At 62.1% G+C, this 18,109-nt stretch carries 12 protein-coding genes; 4 read left to right on the top strand and 8 right to left on the bottom strand.

Annotated elements, in window-relative coordinates; genetic code table 11:
- Positions 1 to 27: 27 nt before the first annotated feature.
- Entirely contained in the window at positions 28 to 1,098 is a 1,071-nt protein-coding gene (locus CGZ88_RS03980; RefSeq protein ID WP_101671149.1) for an ATP-binding cassette domain-containing protein, read from the bottom strand.
- Positions 1,095 to 2,495 carry an ABC transporter permease gene (locus CGZ88_RS03975; RefSeq protein WP_026645477.1) on the bottom strand — a complete coding sequence of 467 codons (1,401 nt, stop codon included), beginning with the start codon at positions 2,493 to 2,495 and terminating at the stop codon, positions 1,095 to 1,097. The genes CGZ88_RS03980 and CGZ88_RS03975 overlap by 4 nt, the downstream gene beginning before the upstream one ends.
- 312 nt (positions 2,496 to 2,807) lie before the next feature.
- Between CGZ88_RS03975 and CGZ88_RS03970 the strand changes: the two genes are divergently transcribed.
- Positions 2,808 to 4,517 carry a hypothetical protein gene (locus CGZ88_RS03970; protein WP_101671148.1) on the top strand — a complete coding sequence of 570 codons (1,710 nt, stop codon included), beginning with the start codon at positions 2,808 to 2,810 and terminating at the stop codon, positions 4,515 to 4,517.
- A gap of 92 nt (positions 4,518 to 4,609) precedes the next feature.
- Here the strand turns inward: CGZ88_RS03970 and CGZ88_RS03965 are convergent, their stop codons facing one another.
- The gene (locus tag CGZ88_RS03965; RefSeq protein WP_243390059.1) at positions 4,610 to 5,695 is read right to left on the bottom strand and encodes a GmrSD restriction endonuclease domain-containing protein; all 1,086 of its coding nucleotides are present in this window, start codon (positions 5,693 to 5,695) and stop codon (positions 4,610 to 4,612) included.
- 219 nt (positions 5,696 to 5,914) lie between these two features.
- Between CGZ88_RS03965 and CGZ88_RS03960 the strand changes: the two genes are divergently transcribed.
- The gene (locus CGZ88_RS03960) at positions 5,915 to 6,733 is read left to right on the top strand and encodes an ADP-ribosylglycohydrolase family protein (RefSeq protein ID WP_101671191.1); all 819 of its coding nucleotides are present in this window, start codon (positions 5,915 to 5,917) and stop codon (positions 6,731 to 6,733) included.
- Between the two features lie 366 nt (positions 6,734 to 7,099).
- Here CGZ88_RS03960 and CGZ88_RS08865 read toward each other — a convergent pair whose 3' ends face one another.
- On the bottom strand, positions 7,100 to 8,857 hold the full coding sequence (locus CGZ88_RS08865; RefSeq protein ID WP_165778706.1) for an S-layer homology domain-containing protein: 1,758 nt from the start codon (positions 8,855 to 8,857) through the stop codon (positions 7,100 to 7,102).
- Positions 8,858 to 9,132: 275 nt separating this feature from the next.
- Between CGZ88_RS08865 and CGZ88_RS09105 the strand changes: the two genes are divergently transcribed.
- Complete coding sequence (locus CGZ88_RS09105; RefSeq protein ID WP_243390058.1) at positions 9,133 to 11,439, top strand: leucine-rich repeat domain-containing protein; 2,307 nt, start codon at positions 9,133 to 9,135, stop codon at positions 11,437 to 11,439.
- Positions 11,440 to 11,585: 146 nt separating this feature from the next.
- Here the strand turns inward: CGZ88_RS09105 and CGZ88_RS03935 are convergent, their stop codons facing one another.
- Genes CGZ88_RS03935 through CGZ88_RS03920 form a run of 4 tightly spaced genes read right to left on the bottom strand, consistent with a single transcriptional unit; the run spans position 11,586 to position 15,874 of the window.
- Entirely contained in the window at positions 11,586 to 12,287 is a 702-nt protein-coding gene (locus CGZ88_RS03935) for a DUF4199 domain-containing protein (protein ID WP_101671145.1), read from the bottom strand.
- A gap of 19 nt (positions 12,288 to 12,306) precedes the next feature.
- On the bottom strand, positions 12,307 to 13,632 hold the full coding sequence (locus CGZ88_RS03930; protein ID WP_101671144.1) for a polysaccharide pyruvyl transferase family protein: 1,326 nt from the start codon (positions 13,630 to 13,632) through the stop codon (positions 12,307 to 12,309).
- 29 nt (positions 13,633 to 13,661) lie between these two features.
- Positions 13,662 to 15,038, bottom strand: coding sequence for an ABC transporter ATP-binding protein (locus CGZ88_RS03925; protein WP_101671143.1), 1,377 nt, complete (start codon positions 15,036 to 15,038; stop codon positions 13,662 to 13,664).
- A complete protein-coding gene (locus CGZ88_RS03920; protein ID WP_026645470.1) occupies positions 15,038 to 15,874 on the bottom strand; it encodes an ABC transporter permease in 837 nt (278 codons plus the stop codon). Before CGZ88_RS03920 ends, CGZ88_RS03925 begins: the two co-directional genes overlap by 1 nt.
- 197 nt (positions 15,875 to 16,071) lie before the next feature.
- On the opposite strand from CGZ88_RS03920, the gene CGZ88_RS03915 reads away from it, so the two are divergent.
- A complete protein-coding gene (locus CGZ88_RS03915; RefSeq protein ID WP_101671142.1) occupies positions 16,072 to 17,991 on the top strand; it encodes a glycosyltransferase in 1,920 nt (639 codons plus the stop codon).
- Positions 17,992 to 18,109 lie beyond the last annotated feature (118 nt).

The following is an 18,109-nucleotide window of genomic DNA, read 5'->3' as shown; positions in this document are numbered from 1 at the left end:
CGCTGTTGTCAGAGTCGGCGGGGCTGCTCAGCGCAGATCGATTGTCTCGTCGAGCTGAGCGGCGACCTGCGGGTCGGCGGTGACGACGATGACGGTGCGCGCCTTCGTGTCGGTGTGCAGTTGCGCGCACAGCAGATCGAGGATCGTCGTCGCGTCGTCGCCGTCGAGCGCGGCCGTCGGTTCGTCGGCGACGATGATGTCCGGATCGGTCGCGATCGCGCGGGCGACGGCCACGCGCGACGCGTCGACGGCGTCGAGATCGCGCACGCGGGTGCGCGCGTGATCGGCAGTCGCAATCGCGGCGGAATCATCGGCGGAATCGGCGGTGTCGGAATCGGCGGAATCAGTGAAGCCGACGGCACGCAGCAGGTCCTGCGCGACGACCGGGATCGGCTTGAGGAAGTTGCGGCCGGACGCGTCCATCGTATAGATGAGGTTGTCGGCGGCGCTCAGCTCGCGGCGCAGCGGCCACATCGCGAGGATCGCGCCGATGCGGTGGCCGCGCAGCTCGAGCGGGCTGAGATCGGCGAAGGACGTCGTCTTCGTCAGCACGCGGCCGCGCGTCGGCATCAGGAAACCGGTCAGCAGCGCGACGAGCGTGTTGTGCCGGCGGTCGTCGTCACTGTCGACGAGGATGCCGTAGCTGCGGCTGGCTTCGCAGCGCAATGTCAGATCGTCCCAGATGTGTTCGTGGGTCTTGCGGTCGTCGACGCCGACGCCGTCGAAGGCGAGCATCGGATAGGCGCGGAACACGGCGTCGTCGGCGTCGCTGTGACGGCTCTCCTTGTCGAGCGTCGCCGACACGGACGCCGATACCGACGCCGCGTCATCGGCGGTGGGGGAGGTAGTTGCGGCGGTCGCGTTTCCGGCGTCATCGGTCGTGTCGGTCGTATCGCCATCAGTCGCGGCAGTGGTGTCATCGGCAGTAGTGTCGGCGGAGTCGTCGAGTTCCTCGGCGAGCTCTTCGATGCCGCTCGTGCCGTCGATCGAGATTGCCGGCGCATCGTCATAATCGATTGTGTAAGCGATGCTCGTCGTGCCGCCGTCGGTCGTTTCGTCGGCGTCCTTCGCGGGCGTCGTCGTCTGTTCGTCGGTCATGCCTGCTCCTTTTCCGTCGTCGATGCCGTGTCGTCGTGATCATCCGCGTCATCATCCGTGCGATCATCCGCGCTGTCCTCGTCGTCGCGCGTCAGATACGGCGACGCGAACAGTTGCGCGGTCGGGAACGCGGCGACGCGGATGCCGGCGATCGCCGCGAGCACAAGGCAGCCGATGACGCTGATCCAGATGAGGTTCCACACGAGCGCGCCCGGCAACGTGAAGCTGTGGCCGTCGACGAAGTTGCCGGCGAGCGGATTCGCCGTGCAGCAGCCGACGATCAGACCGATCGCGGCGCCGAGCAGCGTCGGCCACAGGATTTCGTTCATGAACTGCCATGCAAGGCGCCCCTTCGTGACGCCCACCTGCAGCGCGAAGCCAATTTCCTCGCGACGCGGCAGCACCTGCAGCAGCGTGAGCGCAAGCAGCAGCGCGCCGCCGATCGACCACAGCGCAATCAGCATGAGTCGGGTGTTCGCTGCGAGCGAGTCGAGCGGCTTGAGCGAACGCTCGTACTGGTCGATCGTCGGCGAGGACAGTCGGTAGCCGCTCGGCAGTTTGACGTCCTTGACCGCCTGCTTGAAGGCGTTGTACTGGGCGATGCCCTGGAACATGAACACGACGTTGACGTCGGGGCGCTGCCAGCCGGAGGCATCGAGCGGGTCAAGATCGTCGGCGGCGAAGGAATAGTAGGTCGTGTAGAGCACGTTGTCGCGCACGTATTTCGCGAACTGCGCACTGCCGGAGGCCGGATCGGTGTATTCGTACAGGCCGCACACCGTGTAGTTGTAGGTCGTTTTCGCGTCCTTCGCGTTGCCGAGCGTGACCTTGTCGCCGACCTTGATGCCGTTCTTGTCGGCGAGCGACTTCGACATGATGAGATCGTGGCGGGTGACGTCCTCGTAGCCGAGTCCCTTGCCGTCGACGATCCGGTAGCTGCCGTAGCTGTTCGCGGCGACGGCCTGCTCGCTCAGGTAGGACTGCAAGGTGAAGTCGCCGCCGGTTTCGTCGGCGTCGACGTCCGCCTGCTGCGCTCCGGCGACCGGCTTGAGTTTGCCGTCGCCGCGCACCGGCACCGAATCGATGAGCGTGTAGCCGAAGGTCGCGTTCTTCTCGTTGGCTGCGGCGCCGATGCCGTTGTAGGCGTCCCACGTCATGTAGTTCTTCGTCGAATCGGCGTTGTCGCCCTGCGCCTGCACCTTGCTCAGGTCGCTTGGCGTGAAGACGCCGAGCGGTGCCAGCTGGTCGTAGCGTGCGCCATGCGCCTCGTTGTACTCGTGCAGCACGGCCACGCCGAAGGCCGACCAGAGGGTGACCAGCAGGCTGACGATGAGCGTCAGCAGGTTCCTCCAGGGGTGACGGCGCAACGCGGACCATGCGTTCTTCGCAACGAACATCCGTTGTCTCCCGTTGATTGTTCCCGATGTGCGCGCGCCCGCTGGGGCCGTGCACGTTCACTACCGTGATTGTATCTAGCAAGGCGGTCTGAACAATGCCTGAATGGCCGCGGCTTCGCGCACGGTGAGCGTCGCGATGTGCGTATCCACATTCGCCGTCGCATTGTGGATGACACGCCCGCTGTCCACATATCCACAATCGTTTGTGCGGCGGTGGCGGCGCAGCCCGGCGGCATGCGAGGGTGGACGTGGGACGTCGGCGATGGCCGCCGACGGTGTGGTAGCCGCATCCCGCGGCGGTAAGGAGCACCCATGCGCGATACCTACACCTTCGATTCCGAGGCGTTTCTAGCGACGCTCGCCGCGCTGACCTCGCGTTTCGAACAGGTCGTCGCATCGTCAGCGCTGTCGTTCGACGGCATCGACGACGACGCCAACCCGATCCAGCATCCGGAACGCCGCGACGACGGCGTCGCGCCCGCCCGTGTCCTCTTCGACGATGGAAGTTCGGCTGACGGAAGTTCGGCTGACGATATCAACGTCGTCGACGATGGTCAGTCGTGCGACGAACGCGGCGTCGTGCGCGAACGGATGCGCAACAGCGAAGGGAAGGTGGACGCGCGCATTCTCGAACTCGCGACGGAATTGTTCGGCGGCACCTGCTGGGCGTCGCTCATCGGCGTCGCGTCCCTTGGTTTCGACGATGCCATCGTCGACGTGGCGCGCGCATTCATGCTGCACACGGCGCGCTGCGTGCGGCGCAATGGTTTGGCTGTCTGGCTGCACGGCCTCATCGCCGACGCGTCGACGGCGAAACTGCTCGGCAAACCAAGCCCGATGATGCCGATGACGATCCGCCCGATGAGCCGCATCCAGATGCACCGCTGGGTCAGCTCCGACGCCGCACACCGCTACGGTACGAACAAGCAGCGCCGCGAGGACATCGACGAATACCGCAAGCAGGCGTATCGGCTCACCGCATACAGTCTGCTGCGCTGGGGCTCGCCGATCGACGAATGCAACCATATCGCGTCGCTGATGCTGTCCGATCCGAAATTCGGCGTCAGTCTGCTGCGGCAGGACCCGAATCTGCTGCTGCAGGGCGTTGCACCCGACTGCCGAGTCAGCCGCGCGCTCGCGTATCTGCGGCATCTGCATGTGCAGGCCGATCTCTACTACGCACGCGCCGTGCAGCGCCATTGGGATCTGCCGCAGCTCGACCCGGCCAACCATACCGAGGCGACGGCGGCAATGGATCGGCGATATCTCTACGACGCGCATCGACTCGTCATTTCCTACCGCGCATTATGGGACCGCGCCGTGCCGAAAGCCGACGCCGTACTCTCGGAGGTCATGCAGACGCAGGAGTATCCGCGCATGAAGCTGTGGGAGAACCCGGTGTATCTGCGTGACGTGGCGCGTTCGCTCGTCGGCGCGTCGCTCGCCGCCGACCTCGTCGAAGGTTTCGAGGCGCGCGACGTGCAGCGTTTTGAAGTGGGCGTCGCGAGGCTGCGCACCGTGACGAAGATGGTCGACACAATGACATTGCTGCTGATGCCGATCGCACTGTCCGACTCGCATGAGCCGAAATGGGCGCAGATGAACCGTGGCGGCTACCGTTCGCGCACGCAGGCGTGGCGGCTGTACTGCGACGTCGGTGCCGATCTCGCGCTCATCGTGCTCGGCCGGATCGACCGCGGCGACGACCGCTACCGCGCCGAGGCCGCCGCCGCGCTGATGCAGCTCGACGTGCAGGCCTACTGCGAGATGACGATTCCGCTGTTCCAGCCGCAGCAGGTCGACGCGGAGAGAGGGAAGGCGGGGAAGAAGATGGGCGAGGCTGCGGCGGCGGTTGACGGTGCGGCGGCGGAATCGGCACGTCGTGGCATCTCGGACGGTGAGGATACGGCGGCTGGCGCAGTCAGGGAGATTGGTGAGGTCGCGGTCGGTGAGGTCGGGGTCGGTGAGGTCGCGGCTGACGCTGACGAGACGCTCATCGCGGCACTGAGACGAATGCGATGAGGTGGACGTCGTCGCCTGACGTCCACCTCATCGATCATCAATCATCAGTCATCGTGCGCATCGTCGTGCCGCCGCTGCCAGCGGCGCGACGATCACTCGCAGGCGATGCCGTCGCCGTCGCGGTCGAGCTTCGGCGCATAGCCGGGGTCGCCGCGGTGCAGCGGCGCCTTGCCAGCGGCGCGCACGGCCGCGCAGTTCTTGTAATAGACGTTTGCGTCCGACTCCGTGGCAGGTTCGTACGTCTGTTCCTGAGTCTGCGCGGGCGCGGGAGCCGGCGTGGCGGTCTGCGCGGGTTCCGGAGTCGCCGTCGGCTCCGGGGACTGCGCTTCGATCGGCGTGATGACGCCGCCGTCGGTCGGCACCTGCTGTGTCGGGCAGCTCGACAGCACGTTCTTCATCGCGTCATGTTCGCCCTGCGTCACCCACAGCTCGTACTTCTTTTTGACACCGATCTGACGGGCGACGTATTCGCAGCGGAACGACTTGTTCGCCGGCAGCCACGTCGCCGCATCGCCATCGCTCTTCTGCTGATTGGCGGGGCCATACACGGCGAGCAGGTTGTACGGGTCGTTTGCGAACTGCGTGCGCGTCGCCTCGCTCAGCTGTTGCGCGCCGGTCTGCCACGCATTGCTCAACGCCACCACGTGATCGATTTGCACGGCCGTGCTCGTGTCCTGGCCGCGCGTGAAATCGATGCGCTTGCCGGTGTACGGGTCCTTGAGCACGCCGGTCGCGACGACGCAGTCATGCGTATTCGCCTTGTACGTCTTGTCGGACATGTCACGGTTGAGGATGTCGTTGCGCGTGTCGCAACCGTTGTGATCGACGTCGCTCCACGCAGGGCCGAACTGGTCACGCGAATAGCCGGTCTTCGGCGCGCGGCCCTTGACCGGCAGCTGTTCGAGCACGTCGAGCGCGCTGCCTTCCGGCACCTTCAGGTCGGCGTCGGCGTCGGCATTGGCGGAGGCGGACGGTGATGGCTTCTCATCGGACGAGCCGTCATCGGCGACCGACTGGTTGCGCTTCGTCTCGCTCGACGATGCCGAACTCGGCGCATCGGATGCGGACGGCGTCGAAGTCGAACACGCGCCGAGCGACAGCAGCAGGCCCGCGCTCGCGAGCAGCGCGATGGATTTACGGAACACGTCGGCGGACATGATCATTCCCTTCTGAATCATCTGATTGAACGTATGCTGGTGCGGATTCGGGCGCGCGGCGGTGGAATCCGCGAATATGCTACCGGTGCCAGTGTAGAAGATATATCAGTATATGAGTCGCGGACGTCCACGTTCTCCATCGATCGTTCACAGCGGGAGCGGCGATGTGCCGCGGGATTGGCCGTCGAGATTGTAGAATCGTCGCAACGGATCAGCGGGGAAACGGTGAAAGGGGAGATGATGTTCGAACATCAGGCATTGCTGCGGCCGGCGATCTATGGTGTCGCGGTCGGCGACGCGCTGGGTGTGCCGTACGAGTTCATGGCGCGCGGCAGCTTCCGCTGCACGGATATGGTCGGCTATGGCTCGCATCGGCAGCCGGCGGGCACATGGTCGGACGACACGAGCATGACGTTGGCGACCGTCGATTCGCTGCGGCGGGGCGGCGGCCGGATTGACGTGGATGACATGCGCCATCGCTTCGTCATGTGGCTGCGTGACGGCATGTACGCAATCGACGGCAACGTGTTCGACTGCGGCATCACCGTGCGCGAGGCGCTGCGGCGGGGCGTCGGGCGTGACGGCGAACGCAGCAACGGCAACGGTTCGCTGATGTGCATCCTGCCACTCGCGTTCACCGATGCCACCGACGACGAGGTGCGCGCCGTCTCCGCGATCACGCATGCGCATGCGACGAGCATGGACGCGTGCGTCGCCTATGTGTATGCCGCGCGCGCCCTGCTCAACGGCGCCGATCCGCGCGAGGCGGCGTCGACGGCCGGATATGCGGATATTTGGGAACAGCCGGTTTCGGCGATTGAATCGACCGGCTATGTGCTGCACACGCTGCCGGCGGCGTTGTGGTGCCTGACGACGACCGGCAGCTACGCCGACTGTGTGCGTGCGGCCGTCAATCTGGGTGAAGACACCGATACGACAGCCGCTGTCGCAGGAGGGCTGGCCGCGATACAGTATCATGGCGGCTCTGGCGACGTACCGCGGGATTGGCTTGAGCGGCTGCGCGGCAGGGAGATCATCGAATCCGTGCTGCCGGCGTGAGAGGTGCGGGTGCCGCGGGTCGGTTCGTCGACACCGTCGGCGTTTCGGCCCGGAATCTGGCTGTTTTGCGGGTCGGATCGTCGAGCATGGCGACAGGTCGCCCCGTAGCGGGTCAGTTTGTCGGGCCAGTCGACGATTCGCCCCGGAATCCGGCTGTTCCACGGGGCGGATTGTCGGCCGTGTCGACGGAACGACCCGGAAATGGGCTGTTTTGCGGGTGGGGTTGTCGACGCAGTCGACGGAACGAGACGGGATGCGTTCCGGAAATGGGGGTTGAAACGACTGAGGGGCGCAGTTCGGGTTGAACTGCGCCCCTCAGTCATGCAACCTGGTCGTCGGGCCGGAACCACATGGATCCGGGCTGCCTTACTTGGCGAGCTGGTTGTCCAGGCGGTGCAGGAAGGCGGCCATGTCCTGGCGGACGACCGGGCTCATGCCACGGAACTCGCGTGCGTTGCCGACCTTCCAGCCCTCGGAGATGCCCGAGCCGGCCAGCCATGCGATGTCGTCGGCATGTGGCGTCTTGCCCGGATCGGTGAACTTCACGTCACGGAAGTCATACTTCGGCGTCACGCCGCCGTCTTTGCCGCCCAGCTTGGCGAGCCGGCGCAGGAACGCGGCCATGTCCTGGCGTACGACCGGGCTCATGCCACGGAACGTGGACGATCCGTCCTTCTCCTTCCAGCCGGTGGAGATGCCGGCGTGGGCGAGCCACAGGATGTCCTCGGCGTGCGGCGTGCCACGGTTGACGTCGCGGAACGTGTTCCAATCAGCCGCCGATGGCTTCCACGTCTTGGCGTCGCCGATGCCGCGCTTGACCGCCTCACGACGCAGGAACGCCGCCATATCCTGACGGTAGACGCGCGTCATGCCTTCGAAGCGCGTCGTGCCGTCGCTGTTGGCATATCCTTTGGTGATGCCTGAATCGGACAGCCAGTTGATATCGGCCTCATGCGGCGTCGACGCCGAGACATCGGTGAAACGGTAGACGGTGAGGTCGCCGGACCAGCTGCGGCCGGTACCGGAATCGAACACGACATGAGCGGTGCCCGGGCCGACGGCCGTGAGTTCATAGCCGTTCGCCGTAATCGCATTGGTGTTCTCGGAGGTCCACTCGCCCATGATGAAGGGGTCAATCGGGGCATAATACGCGCCCTGTGGGTTCCATGCGTCCCGGCTCGCCCACAGCGTCACCGGAGTCGTCTTGCCCACGGCGAAGTGGCTCGGCAGGCCATCGAACTGCGCGGTCCGTGCGACGTCGTCGCTCACGCCCATCGGCAGCATGTAGGATCCCCTGAGCTTGAGCGGCGTCGTATCGCCGTTGCCTCCGTTGATTTCGCCGGCGGCCACGCCGTTGATCATCGCGAAGCTCATGTTGGCGGAGCCCGGATCGATGATGCTCATGTAGTGGCCGTAGTCGTTCTCGGTGACGCTTTCGCCGTTGGTATGGCGGATGTAGTTTGATTTCTCGCCCATCCACAGGTCGAAGGCTGCGGAGAAGTTCGTGTTCCACTGGAACGCGAGCACTTCGCCGTAGGAGCTCTTGCCGTCGACGGTCGCGGTCCAGATGTTGGAATCGTTGCCGGTGCGCAGATGATTCAGCGTGTACGTCGATTCCAATGCGCGCTGGATGGCGATGCGCTCCAACGTGTTGTCCCACTTCGGGGAGAGATAGGTCTCCTTGCTCATGTTCTTCTCACGCAGCCACTGCTGTACGGTCACGTAGTTGCCGCTGCTGTTGCGGAACTTGACGCGCGAATCGTTGTAGGCGTCCTCGCGCCACTTGCGTAGACTCTGCTTGGCCTGCGTGTACACGGCGTCTTGCTGCAGCTGCACAAGAGCGACGCCGATGACGCCTTCGCCGAGCTCGACGTTCAGATCGTAATAAGCGGCGTCCTGACTGCGCGACTGCTGCGGCTCGTCGGATTGCTCGAGCAGCAGGTCGGCATCCAGCTGCGCCTGCTGCGAGCGTGCGCGCATCGGCCCCTGCCCGGTGATTTCGAATTGCGGCTCCCAATTTTCGACGTCGGTCGCCTGAGCCGTGACGGGCATCATCGTGCACAGCATTGCCGCGGCCAATGGCGCGCTGATCCAGAGCAGTCCCTTCCTTGTTCCATCGGACATGATGGTGCTCCTCTCTTCTCCTTCTTGTATTGTTCCCATGATTCGTCCCCATTGAAGAATCATGATATTGATTGTATCGATAGTCGCCATTCGTCCGCAACCGCATGTCGCGCACTAGCATGGCATCGCCATGCCGGCAATATTATTTTACTTTGCCGGTGCAGCTATGCTACGCTGAGCGAGGGGAACAAAGACATTCCCCATTGGAATTTCGACGTGTGAAATTCCGTTCTGCAACAACAAAGAGCAGTAAGAGAAGAAGAAGGGAGAGCAGTATGAAAACCGCTGCAATAACTCGCGCCACACGACGCGCCCTCGGCATCGCATTGGCGTCGGCGCTGATGATGATCCCCTGCACGACCGGCATCGCCGCCGAAACCAGCGTCCCAATCGACGCGGCGCATTTCCCGGACCCGGAGTTTCGTGCTGTAATTCAGCAGAACGATTCAGATGCCGATGGAAAGCTCAGCTCATCCGAGTTAGAAAACACGTGGGATATCGATGCTGGTTGCTATGGCGATGACTCCTGCGGGAATATCACATCCGCTGCCGGCATCGAGTATTTCCCTAACCTTGCCTATCTGGACCTCAGTGGCAATCAACTGAAATCCATCGACCTGAGCCACAACACCGCACTCAGATCTCTGGATCTCAACAGCAATCAGCTCTCTTCGCTGGACCTGAGCCAGAATACCGAGCTCACAAGCCTGCGGCTCTACAGTAATCAGCTGCGTTCGGTGGATTTGAGCCATAACACCGCACTCTCAGACCTGGTTCTCTACAGCAATCAGCTATCCTCGCTAGATCTGAGCCGCAACACAGAACTCACGTATCTAGATCTCAACAGCAATCAGCTGTCCTCGCTGGATGTGAGCCGCAACCCTGAGCTCACAGACCTGGTTCTCTACGACAATCAGCTGTCCTCCCTGAACCTGAGCCGCAACACCAAGCTCAGGAGCCTCCCTGCCAGTGGCAATCAACTGAAATCCATCGATCTCAGCCACGCTCCCGCGCTCTACGAGTTGTCGCTTTCGGATAATCAACTCACCTCCATCGATCTCAGCCACAATCCCGCGCTTTACGAGTTGTTCGCCAGCGGCAACCGACTCACTACCGTGGATGTGAGTCACAATGCGGCGCTCAAAACATTGGCTCTCCAGGACAATCTGCTTACTCATTTGAATCTGGAAGGCGCTTCCAAGCTTGATTATCTGGACCTTGGAAATAACTCCATATCGACCATAGACCTCAGTCACAATCCCGCACTCACATCACTGAACTCGGAAAACAATCTGTTGACATCCATTGACCTCAGCTGCAACACTGCACTTGAATCGTTGAACGCGGCGGACAACCGACTGACTTCCATCGATCTCAGCCATAACACCGCACTTGATTATCTGAAGCTCAGCAATAATCAACTAACATCTGTGAATCTGCTTCCTAACACTAAACTTGTTGATTTGTACCTCGATAACAATCGGTTGTTGTATCTTAGTGATATCGCGGAATCCGTTCAATTCTGGGATTTCGCTGATCAGCAGTTTGGCCCCGTGACTGACGTTTCGCTGGATCTGGCGAAGGCGGCACCCGGAATCGATGTGTCGCGCATCTCGAATGTGCAGGATGGCGCTTTGCAGGGCAGTGCCCTGACGCCGACGAACCCCGAAGGCATTGTTTTCTACGACTACCAGTTCAGTGATGCATATGATCCGATGACGGTGGAGATTGATTTCGAGGTTCCCTCGCATACCGTTGTCTTCGATACGAACGGCGGTATCGGTGATACGACGGTTTCGGTCATCTCCGGCGATACAGTCGATGAGCCTGATACGCCGACGCGCGACGGCTACACCTTCGACGGCTGGTATACGGCGAAGGCCGGCGGCAGCAAATACGATTTCAGCAAGCCCGTCACCGGTGACCTGACGTTGTATGCGCATTGGACCGTGAAGACCGCTCCCACGACGATCACGTTCCGTGATGTGTCGTCGTCGACGCCGCATCATGAGGATATCCAGTGGCTGGCGGACAACGGCATCTCGACCGGTTGGAAGATGGCCGACGGCAAGTACGAGTTCCGTGGCATGAGCGCGGTCGTGCGTCAGGACATGGCCGCGTTCCTGCGCCGCGAGGCGGTCAAGCGCGGCATCTCGGATGCGAAGACGTGGAAGCCGTCGGCGGCTGATTGGAACACGTTCAAGGATGTCAACCGTGGCACGCCGCATGCCGAGGACATCCTGTGGCTTGCGCATGCGGGCATCTCGACCGGTTGGAAGGAGTCGGACGGCACGAGCACGTTCCGTGGCATGAGCCCGGTCGTGCGTCAGGACATGGCCGCGTTCCTGCGTCGCTTGGCCAAGCTGGGCAAGAAGGACGGCGGCGTGACTCCGAAGACGGACTTCACTGACGTGTCGAACGCCACACCGCACGCCGACGACGTGCGCTGGCTGGGAGGCTCTGGCATCTCCACCGGCTACCGCAATGCGAACGGTACGTGGAGGTTCGAAGGCATGACGAGCGTCTACCGCCAGGACATGGCCGCCTTCCTGCATCGTCTGGACAACCAGCTCGCCAAGTGATGCATCGTCGCCACTGGGTCACTGCCAGCTGTGGCCACCAGCGCGGCATATGAAATGTCCGCACGGCTCCGAGTTCAATAACACTCGAAGCCGTGCGGACATTCTGTGTCAGCGTATTGCTTACTCTGACCTATGCGGAGTGGCACTCATGCATTGTCGCGCACGAGCACAATCACATCGTGATTGATGCGATCTGTTTCTTCGTCTGCGAGCATCTCATCAATGGTCATCCACTTGCAACGATGGTCGCCGACGTCGAATGGCCCGTCAACAGACCAAGAATCCGGCAGCGCGGAGACGACTCCACGGTAGATGCGGTAATCATAATGCCGCATCTCATCGTGTTCCGTCGAATACTTGGTGCTCTCCCCGTTCGTCTTGTACTCAATCATGCAATCATCTTGCGGAACCTTGAACTCGGCATGAAGATAGTTGCGAAGGTCACGTTCGTCATCCGGAACGCTCGGAGTGGAGCGACGGTTCGGGAAGAACCAGCACTTCCATTTCGTGTCCCAATACACCAGATACTTGTTAGAATCGGAGATGCCGGGCTGTGTGATTGCGATTATTGAGCTGGCGATGACATTCATTCCGGCAATCTCCTTGAATAACTGCTTCGTGGTGTAAGGCTTGCGAATGACTCCTGCAATGCCATATATAGTAACAATGGCCCCCAGCACGTACATTGGAATCTTCCACCAGAGATAGTTCATGACCACTGCAGATGCCACATAGAACACACCCGTGATGATCGTGAGCGCGCTCTCCAAACGTGGGGCGATGCCGATAAAGTTGCGGCGCTTGGCCAGCACCGTCTCCAAATCGTTCTCGCGAATCATCAGCATCATGCGTCACCATCTTACAGAGTTACAGACTTACAAACGAATGTGGCGCGCCATACAGCGGTGCGACCTGCTGGCGGATCTCGTTGCGGTACATGAACCGCACGTCGGGGTCGGTGAAACCAGGCCCCGGCGCGGGGATGTCCCGCTGACCGATGTACGTCTGCGTCCAACGCGAGCCCATGCGCAGCACCGCCTCGTGCTTGACGTCGTAGTAGCCTTCCTGCACGGCGATGAACGAACCCGAGCATCCGCGCGCCGCCGCGAGCAGATGCGGATGGTAGCGCGTCGACAGCCATCGCTGTCCGGCCTGCGCCGGGAATCCGCGTTCGAGCAGATCCTGCATCGGATACAGCCACGGCTGCCATCCGTGTTCGGCGAGCATATGCATCGCGTCCTGCGAATCGTAGGGGATGCATTCGACGACGCCGATGCGTTCGCCCCGCGGGACGTCCCACGCTTCGAGCACGGCGACCATATGTTCGAGCAGCGCCTTCGGGTCACTGACCAGATCGAGCTGCATGCATACCATCGTTTGCGGCAGCGGCGCGTCGTCGGGCAGATAAACGCCTTCCAACGCGTTGACGAAGCAGTCGTCGGGTGCGAGCGTCGTCGTCCGGTGTTCCGGGTCAATCGCGTCACGGCTCGGCACGTCACGGCATGAGAACGCCGTGATATCGCGTGCAATCGCCGCCACATAGGCGCGGTCGCGCTCCTCGAGCGGTTCGAGTCCGACGCCGCTGACGACTGCGGGTATGTTGTGCTGCTGCGCCCACTGCGCTGCGCTCAACCGTGCGAGATTCGCGTTCCAGAAGCTGCGCATGTAGCCACCGCCGATGATGTGCAGATCCTGCGTGCGCTCGTTGAGCAGCCGTATGCCGGCGGCGTAACGTGCCGCGTAGCCTTCGTCGTCGAGCGCCCGCGTCATCTCTGCACCGATTGCCGTGACCGGAATCGACTCGATCGGCGTCGATGCGCGTTCGTCGTCGGGCAGCGCTTTGAACAGCCGTTCGCGGTCGACGATGCATAGCTGCGCGATCGTGTCGACGACGGTGAGCTTCGGGTGCAGTCCATAGAGGATCGCGGCCGCCGGTCCCGCGCACAGGCAATCGAAGATCACCGGGACCTCCGGATCGACCTGCGCGAGGTATTTCACCCATTCGCGCGCGATGAGCTCGTCACCGTAGTTCGGGAAGCCGGCTTCGCCGATCAGATAGTGCGCGCGCGACCGCCGCGCGAGTTCCGCCTCCGACGGCGGCGTGATGCCGTTGTGCCGGTTGTACATGCGCGTGACGCCGTTCCAGAACGTGCGTTTCGCATCCGCCCATAGGTGCAAGCCGGTGCCGCTCATGTCGACTCCTTATTTAGTCTATTGTTGACTTATTGTTCGGTGCGTTCCTGCGCATGCTCGTGCGCGCGCTGTTCGGCGGCCGCGGTTTCGGCCTCCTGCTCGCTGATCGGCGTGATCGACAGCGCACGGTTGTTGATCAGCGCGTAGTTCGTGTTGCGTGGGTCGCGGATCACGAAAGTGCACGCGTTGTCGTCCAACGCAACGGCGACGGCGTCGGTCATCGCGTCGTCGCCGGGGATCGGCGTGCGTAGTGACGTGATAAGCCTGAACTCGCCGTTGTTGAACAGGTCGAGCGGCATCTCGAAGTACACGGTGTGGTGGCCGGGCTCCGTCAGATGCATCTGCGGATTGCGCGCGCCGGTGTCGAAGGTGATGCCGCCGCGGCGGATGTCGTGCAACGCAATCGCCAGATAGAAGTCGTCGGTTTCGTCGAAATCGTATTCGACGGCGAAACGGAAGACGTCGTCGCTCGTCAGCATCAGCGGGGAGACGCCGTAGGTGCGCAGCAGCGGGCAGCGTTCGTTGAGCCCGTTCGGATACTCCTCACGTCCATGTGCGCGCGCCTCCTGTTGCTTGCGCTTGTTCTCCTCCTGCGCGGCTTCGAGATTCGCGAGCGTGTAGCTTTCCGACACCGTTTCGCGATCGCCGATCGCGGCGACCTCGCCGTTCTGAATGAACATCGCGCGCGTGCAGTAGCGTTTGACGGCGCTCATGTCATGCGTGACGAGGATGACGGTTTTCGTCGGATCCTGCCGCACCTTCGTGAAGTAGTCGTCGCATTTACGCTGGAATGCCTCGTCGCCAACGGCGAGCACCTCGTCGAGCACGAGGATGTCGCCCTGCGCCTTGATCGCCACCGAGAATGCGAGACGCACCTGCATGCCGCTCGAATAGTTCTTGAGCTTCTGATCCATGAAGTCCTCGAGCTCGGCGAATTCGACGATGTCGTCGTACATCGCGTCGACCTCCTCGGGCGTGAAGCCGAGCAACGCGCCATTGAGATAGACGTTCTCGCGGCCGGTGAGCTCCGGGTTGAAACCGACGCCGAGTTCGATGAACGGCACGAGCTTGCCTTCGACATGCACCGAGCCGCTGTTCGGATAGTAGATCTGCGAAATGATCTTGAGCAGCGTCGACTTGCCACCGCCGTTGCGGCCGACGATGCCGAAGAACTCGCCGCGGTGCACCTGGAACGTCACGTCCTTGAGCACCTGCTGCTTCTTGTAGCCCTTGATGCCTTTCGTCCAGTTGATGAAGGCCTGCTTGAGACCGCTCGCCTGTTCGGTCGGCAGCTTGAACCATTTCTCGACATGATTGACGTCGAGCACGACCGGCTGGTCCATGTAGTTGTCGATTGTGACGACGTCGTTGTTTTCCACAGTGTTCTCCACGTTCTTGTCGCTCATCACATCACCTCCGCGAATCGACGGCTATTCTTGCGGAAGACCCACACGCCGAACCACAGCAGCAGCGCGGTGATCGCGAGCGGAATCAGCTTGACCCACCATGAGCCGAAGGTGTTCCAGACCGTCGGCTGCGTCGCCGGCGCGATGAAGTTGTGGCGGATGTCCTGGATCGTCTGCGCGATTGGGTTCATCAGCTCGAGATTGGCGATTGTGCTGTACTCCGGATGGTTCTTCGTGATGAAGCTCAGCGGGTAGATGATTGGCATCGCGTAGAAGATGATCTGCTGCAGCACTTCCCAGATGTGCAGCACGTCACGGTAGAACACGTAGAACGTGGCGAGCATCAGCGCAAGCGCGAGCGCGATGATGTACAGTTCGAGCACGTTGAGCGGCAGCCACAGCACCCGCCATGTGAATTGCACTCGCATGAAGATCGCGAAGATGAGCACGACGACGTAGTTGATAGCGAGTGAGATCAATGAGCCGATCGATGCGGAGACGACGACGATGTAGTTCGGGAAGTGCACTTTGCGCAGCAGGTCGCCACGGTCGACGATCGAGCGCAGGCCGATGCCGACCGTCTCGGTGACGAACTGCCATGAGCTGATGCCGAGCAGCAGCACGACCGGGAAGGTCGGCGTGCCGTCGGTCATGCGCATGAACTTCGCGAATACCACATACATGACGGCGAACAGCATCAGCGGCTTGAGCACCGACCATGCCACGCCGAGGAACGATCCCTGATAGCGCATCTTGAAATCGGTCTTCACCAGGCCGCGCAACACGGTCATGGCGTATCCGTAGCGGTTCTTCAACCGTTGACTCAGCGTATTCACTCGCACCTTCTTTGTTCGGGTCCAGTCGCTTCATTGTAGCCGTGCCACCGTGCCATCATATGCGACCATCATATGCGGGCGTCTCGGCAGTGCGCGGGGCCCGCTCGGTCGCCCGCCGCCTTTTTCGCTGCACGGACTATGCTGAAGCGTGATTGAAGGCTGCAAACGACCAAGTGACGACTAGCAAGTGAGGACCCATGTCATCGATTCGATTCGCGAACGTGCTGCTGGAGACGAAGCCGCGTGCGCTGAGCTATCCCACGATGTATTACCACACCGACCAGCTGCTGACGCCGGATCCGCGCACCGGCGACTGGACGATCGCGGGCGCCGGCACCGTCGATTTCACGACGTATTTCAACGCGCTGTCCGTGCTCAAGCTGCTCAAGTACACGCGAGCGACGGCGTTCCGCCTGCATATCGACGTCAAGAGCGCGAAGCCGGTCACGTTGACGCAGACGCGCGCCGAGCGTCTGTCGATGCAGCCGCAGCTCGTCGAATCGGTCACGGCCAACGTGCCCGGTGACAACAAGTGGCATGAGGTGACGCTCGACATCACGACCGACCCGACGACCGTCATCGCCGGATTCCAGATCGCCACGCAGGCGAAGACGACGATCCGCAACGGCTGGTACGAGGTCGAGTTCGACGGCGATCCGCGCGACGTCGAACTGGCGATCGTGACGACGACGTTCCGCAAGGAGAAGTTCATCGAACGCAACATCGCACTCGTGAAGACCGAGCTGCTCGGCTCCGACTACGACATCGCCAAGCATCTGACGATGCATGTCATCGACAACGGCAGCACGCTCGACGCGGCCGCGCTGAGCGACGAACATGTGACGGTCACGCCGAACGAGAACGTCGGTGGCGCCGGCGGCTTCGCGCGCGGCATGATCGAGTCGCTTGAGCAGTCGACGCCGGCGACGCATGTGCTGCTGATGGACGACGACGTCGAGGTCTCGCCGGAAAGCATCCTGCGCACCTACAACCTGCTGCGCATCGTCAACGACGAATACGCCGAGGCCTTCGTCTCCGGCGCGATGCTCAACATCGAGGACACGCAGGACCAGAAGGAGGACACCGGCTTCATCTCGACGTACGACGGCTCGTGCGTGCCGGCGAAGCCGCCGCTGCAGGTGACGAAGTTCGTCGACGTCGTGTACAACGAGTGCTACGACGAGCAGCTGAGCGTGCCCGCGGACGCGCACCGCTACGCCGCCTGGTGGTACTGCGTGATCCCGACGGCTGTCATCGAGCGCAACGGCCTGCCGCTGCCGGTCTTCGTGCGCTTCGACGACGTCGAGTACGGCATCCGCTGCAATCCGAAGTTCATGACGATGAACGGCATCTGCGTGTGGCATGCGAAGTTCGACATCCGCTACAACGCCGGCGTCGAACGCTACCAGACGATCCGCAACCAGATGATCGGGCAGATGACGACCGGCCTCGTGCCCGATACGAAGACGATGTTGCACAGCCTGCACCATATGGTCGATCTCGAGTGCCGCAAGTTCAACTACACCGACGCCGAACTCGCGCTGCAGGGCTTCGAGGACTTCCTCAAGGGGCCGAAGTTCATCATGCAGCCGGTCGCACAGGAATGCTTCATGCGCGCCAACCGCGAGAAGGAGCAGCTTGTGTCCTTCGACGAGCTGCGCGAGCAGGCGCGTCAGCTCGGCATCGATGATTTTGATCCGGACATGCTCACGCGTCAGGTCATCGACTTCGACGAGCCGCGCACGCTCAAGCAGCGCGCCTTCGATTTCCTGACGCGCAACGGTCAGCGTTTCGGCGCCGACAAGTTCGCCGCGAAGAAGATCGACGGCGATGCGGCGGCCGACCATGTCGAATACACGATCATCCCGAGCGCCGGCTGGCTGTATCCGGCGGGCATGATCCACAACGAGAACATCATCATCGCGATCGACTGGGCGACGCGCAAGGGCGTCATCCGCGTCAAGGACGTCAAGCGCTACCAGGAGGTGCAGAAGCGCTACAAGCGCGATCTGGCCTACTACAAGAAGCACGCCGACCGCCTGTCGCGTGAATATCTGGCGGCGGCCCCGCGGATGGAATCGGTCGAGTTCTGGAAGGCCTATCTGCAGATGGACTGAGGTGCTCAGTCAGCGCGGATGACAGTGCCAGCCGCGGACATAGATATGGACATGGGCGTCGACTGTCTGCTTAGACAATGATGTGGTGCCGATTCTGACGAATCGGCACCACATCGCG

Origin of the sequence: Bifidobacterium anseris (assembly GCF_002860345.1) — a bacterium.
Taxonomy (GTDB): Bacteria; Actinomycetota; Actinomycetes; order Actinomycetales; family Bifidobacteriaceae; genus Bifidobacterium; species Bifidobacterium anseris.
The sequence above is the reverse complement of the archived record's forward strand: the minus strand, read 5'-3'. Positions and strand labels throughout refer to the sequence as shown.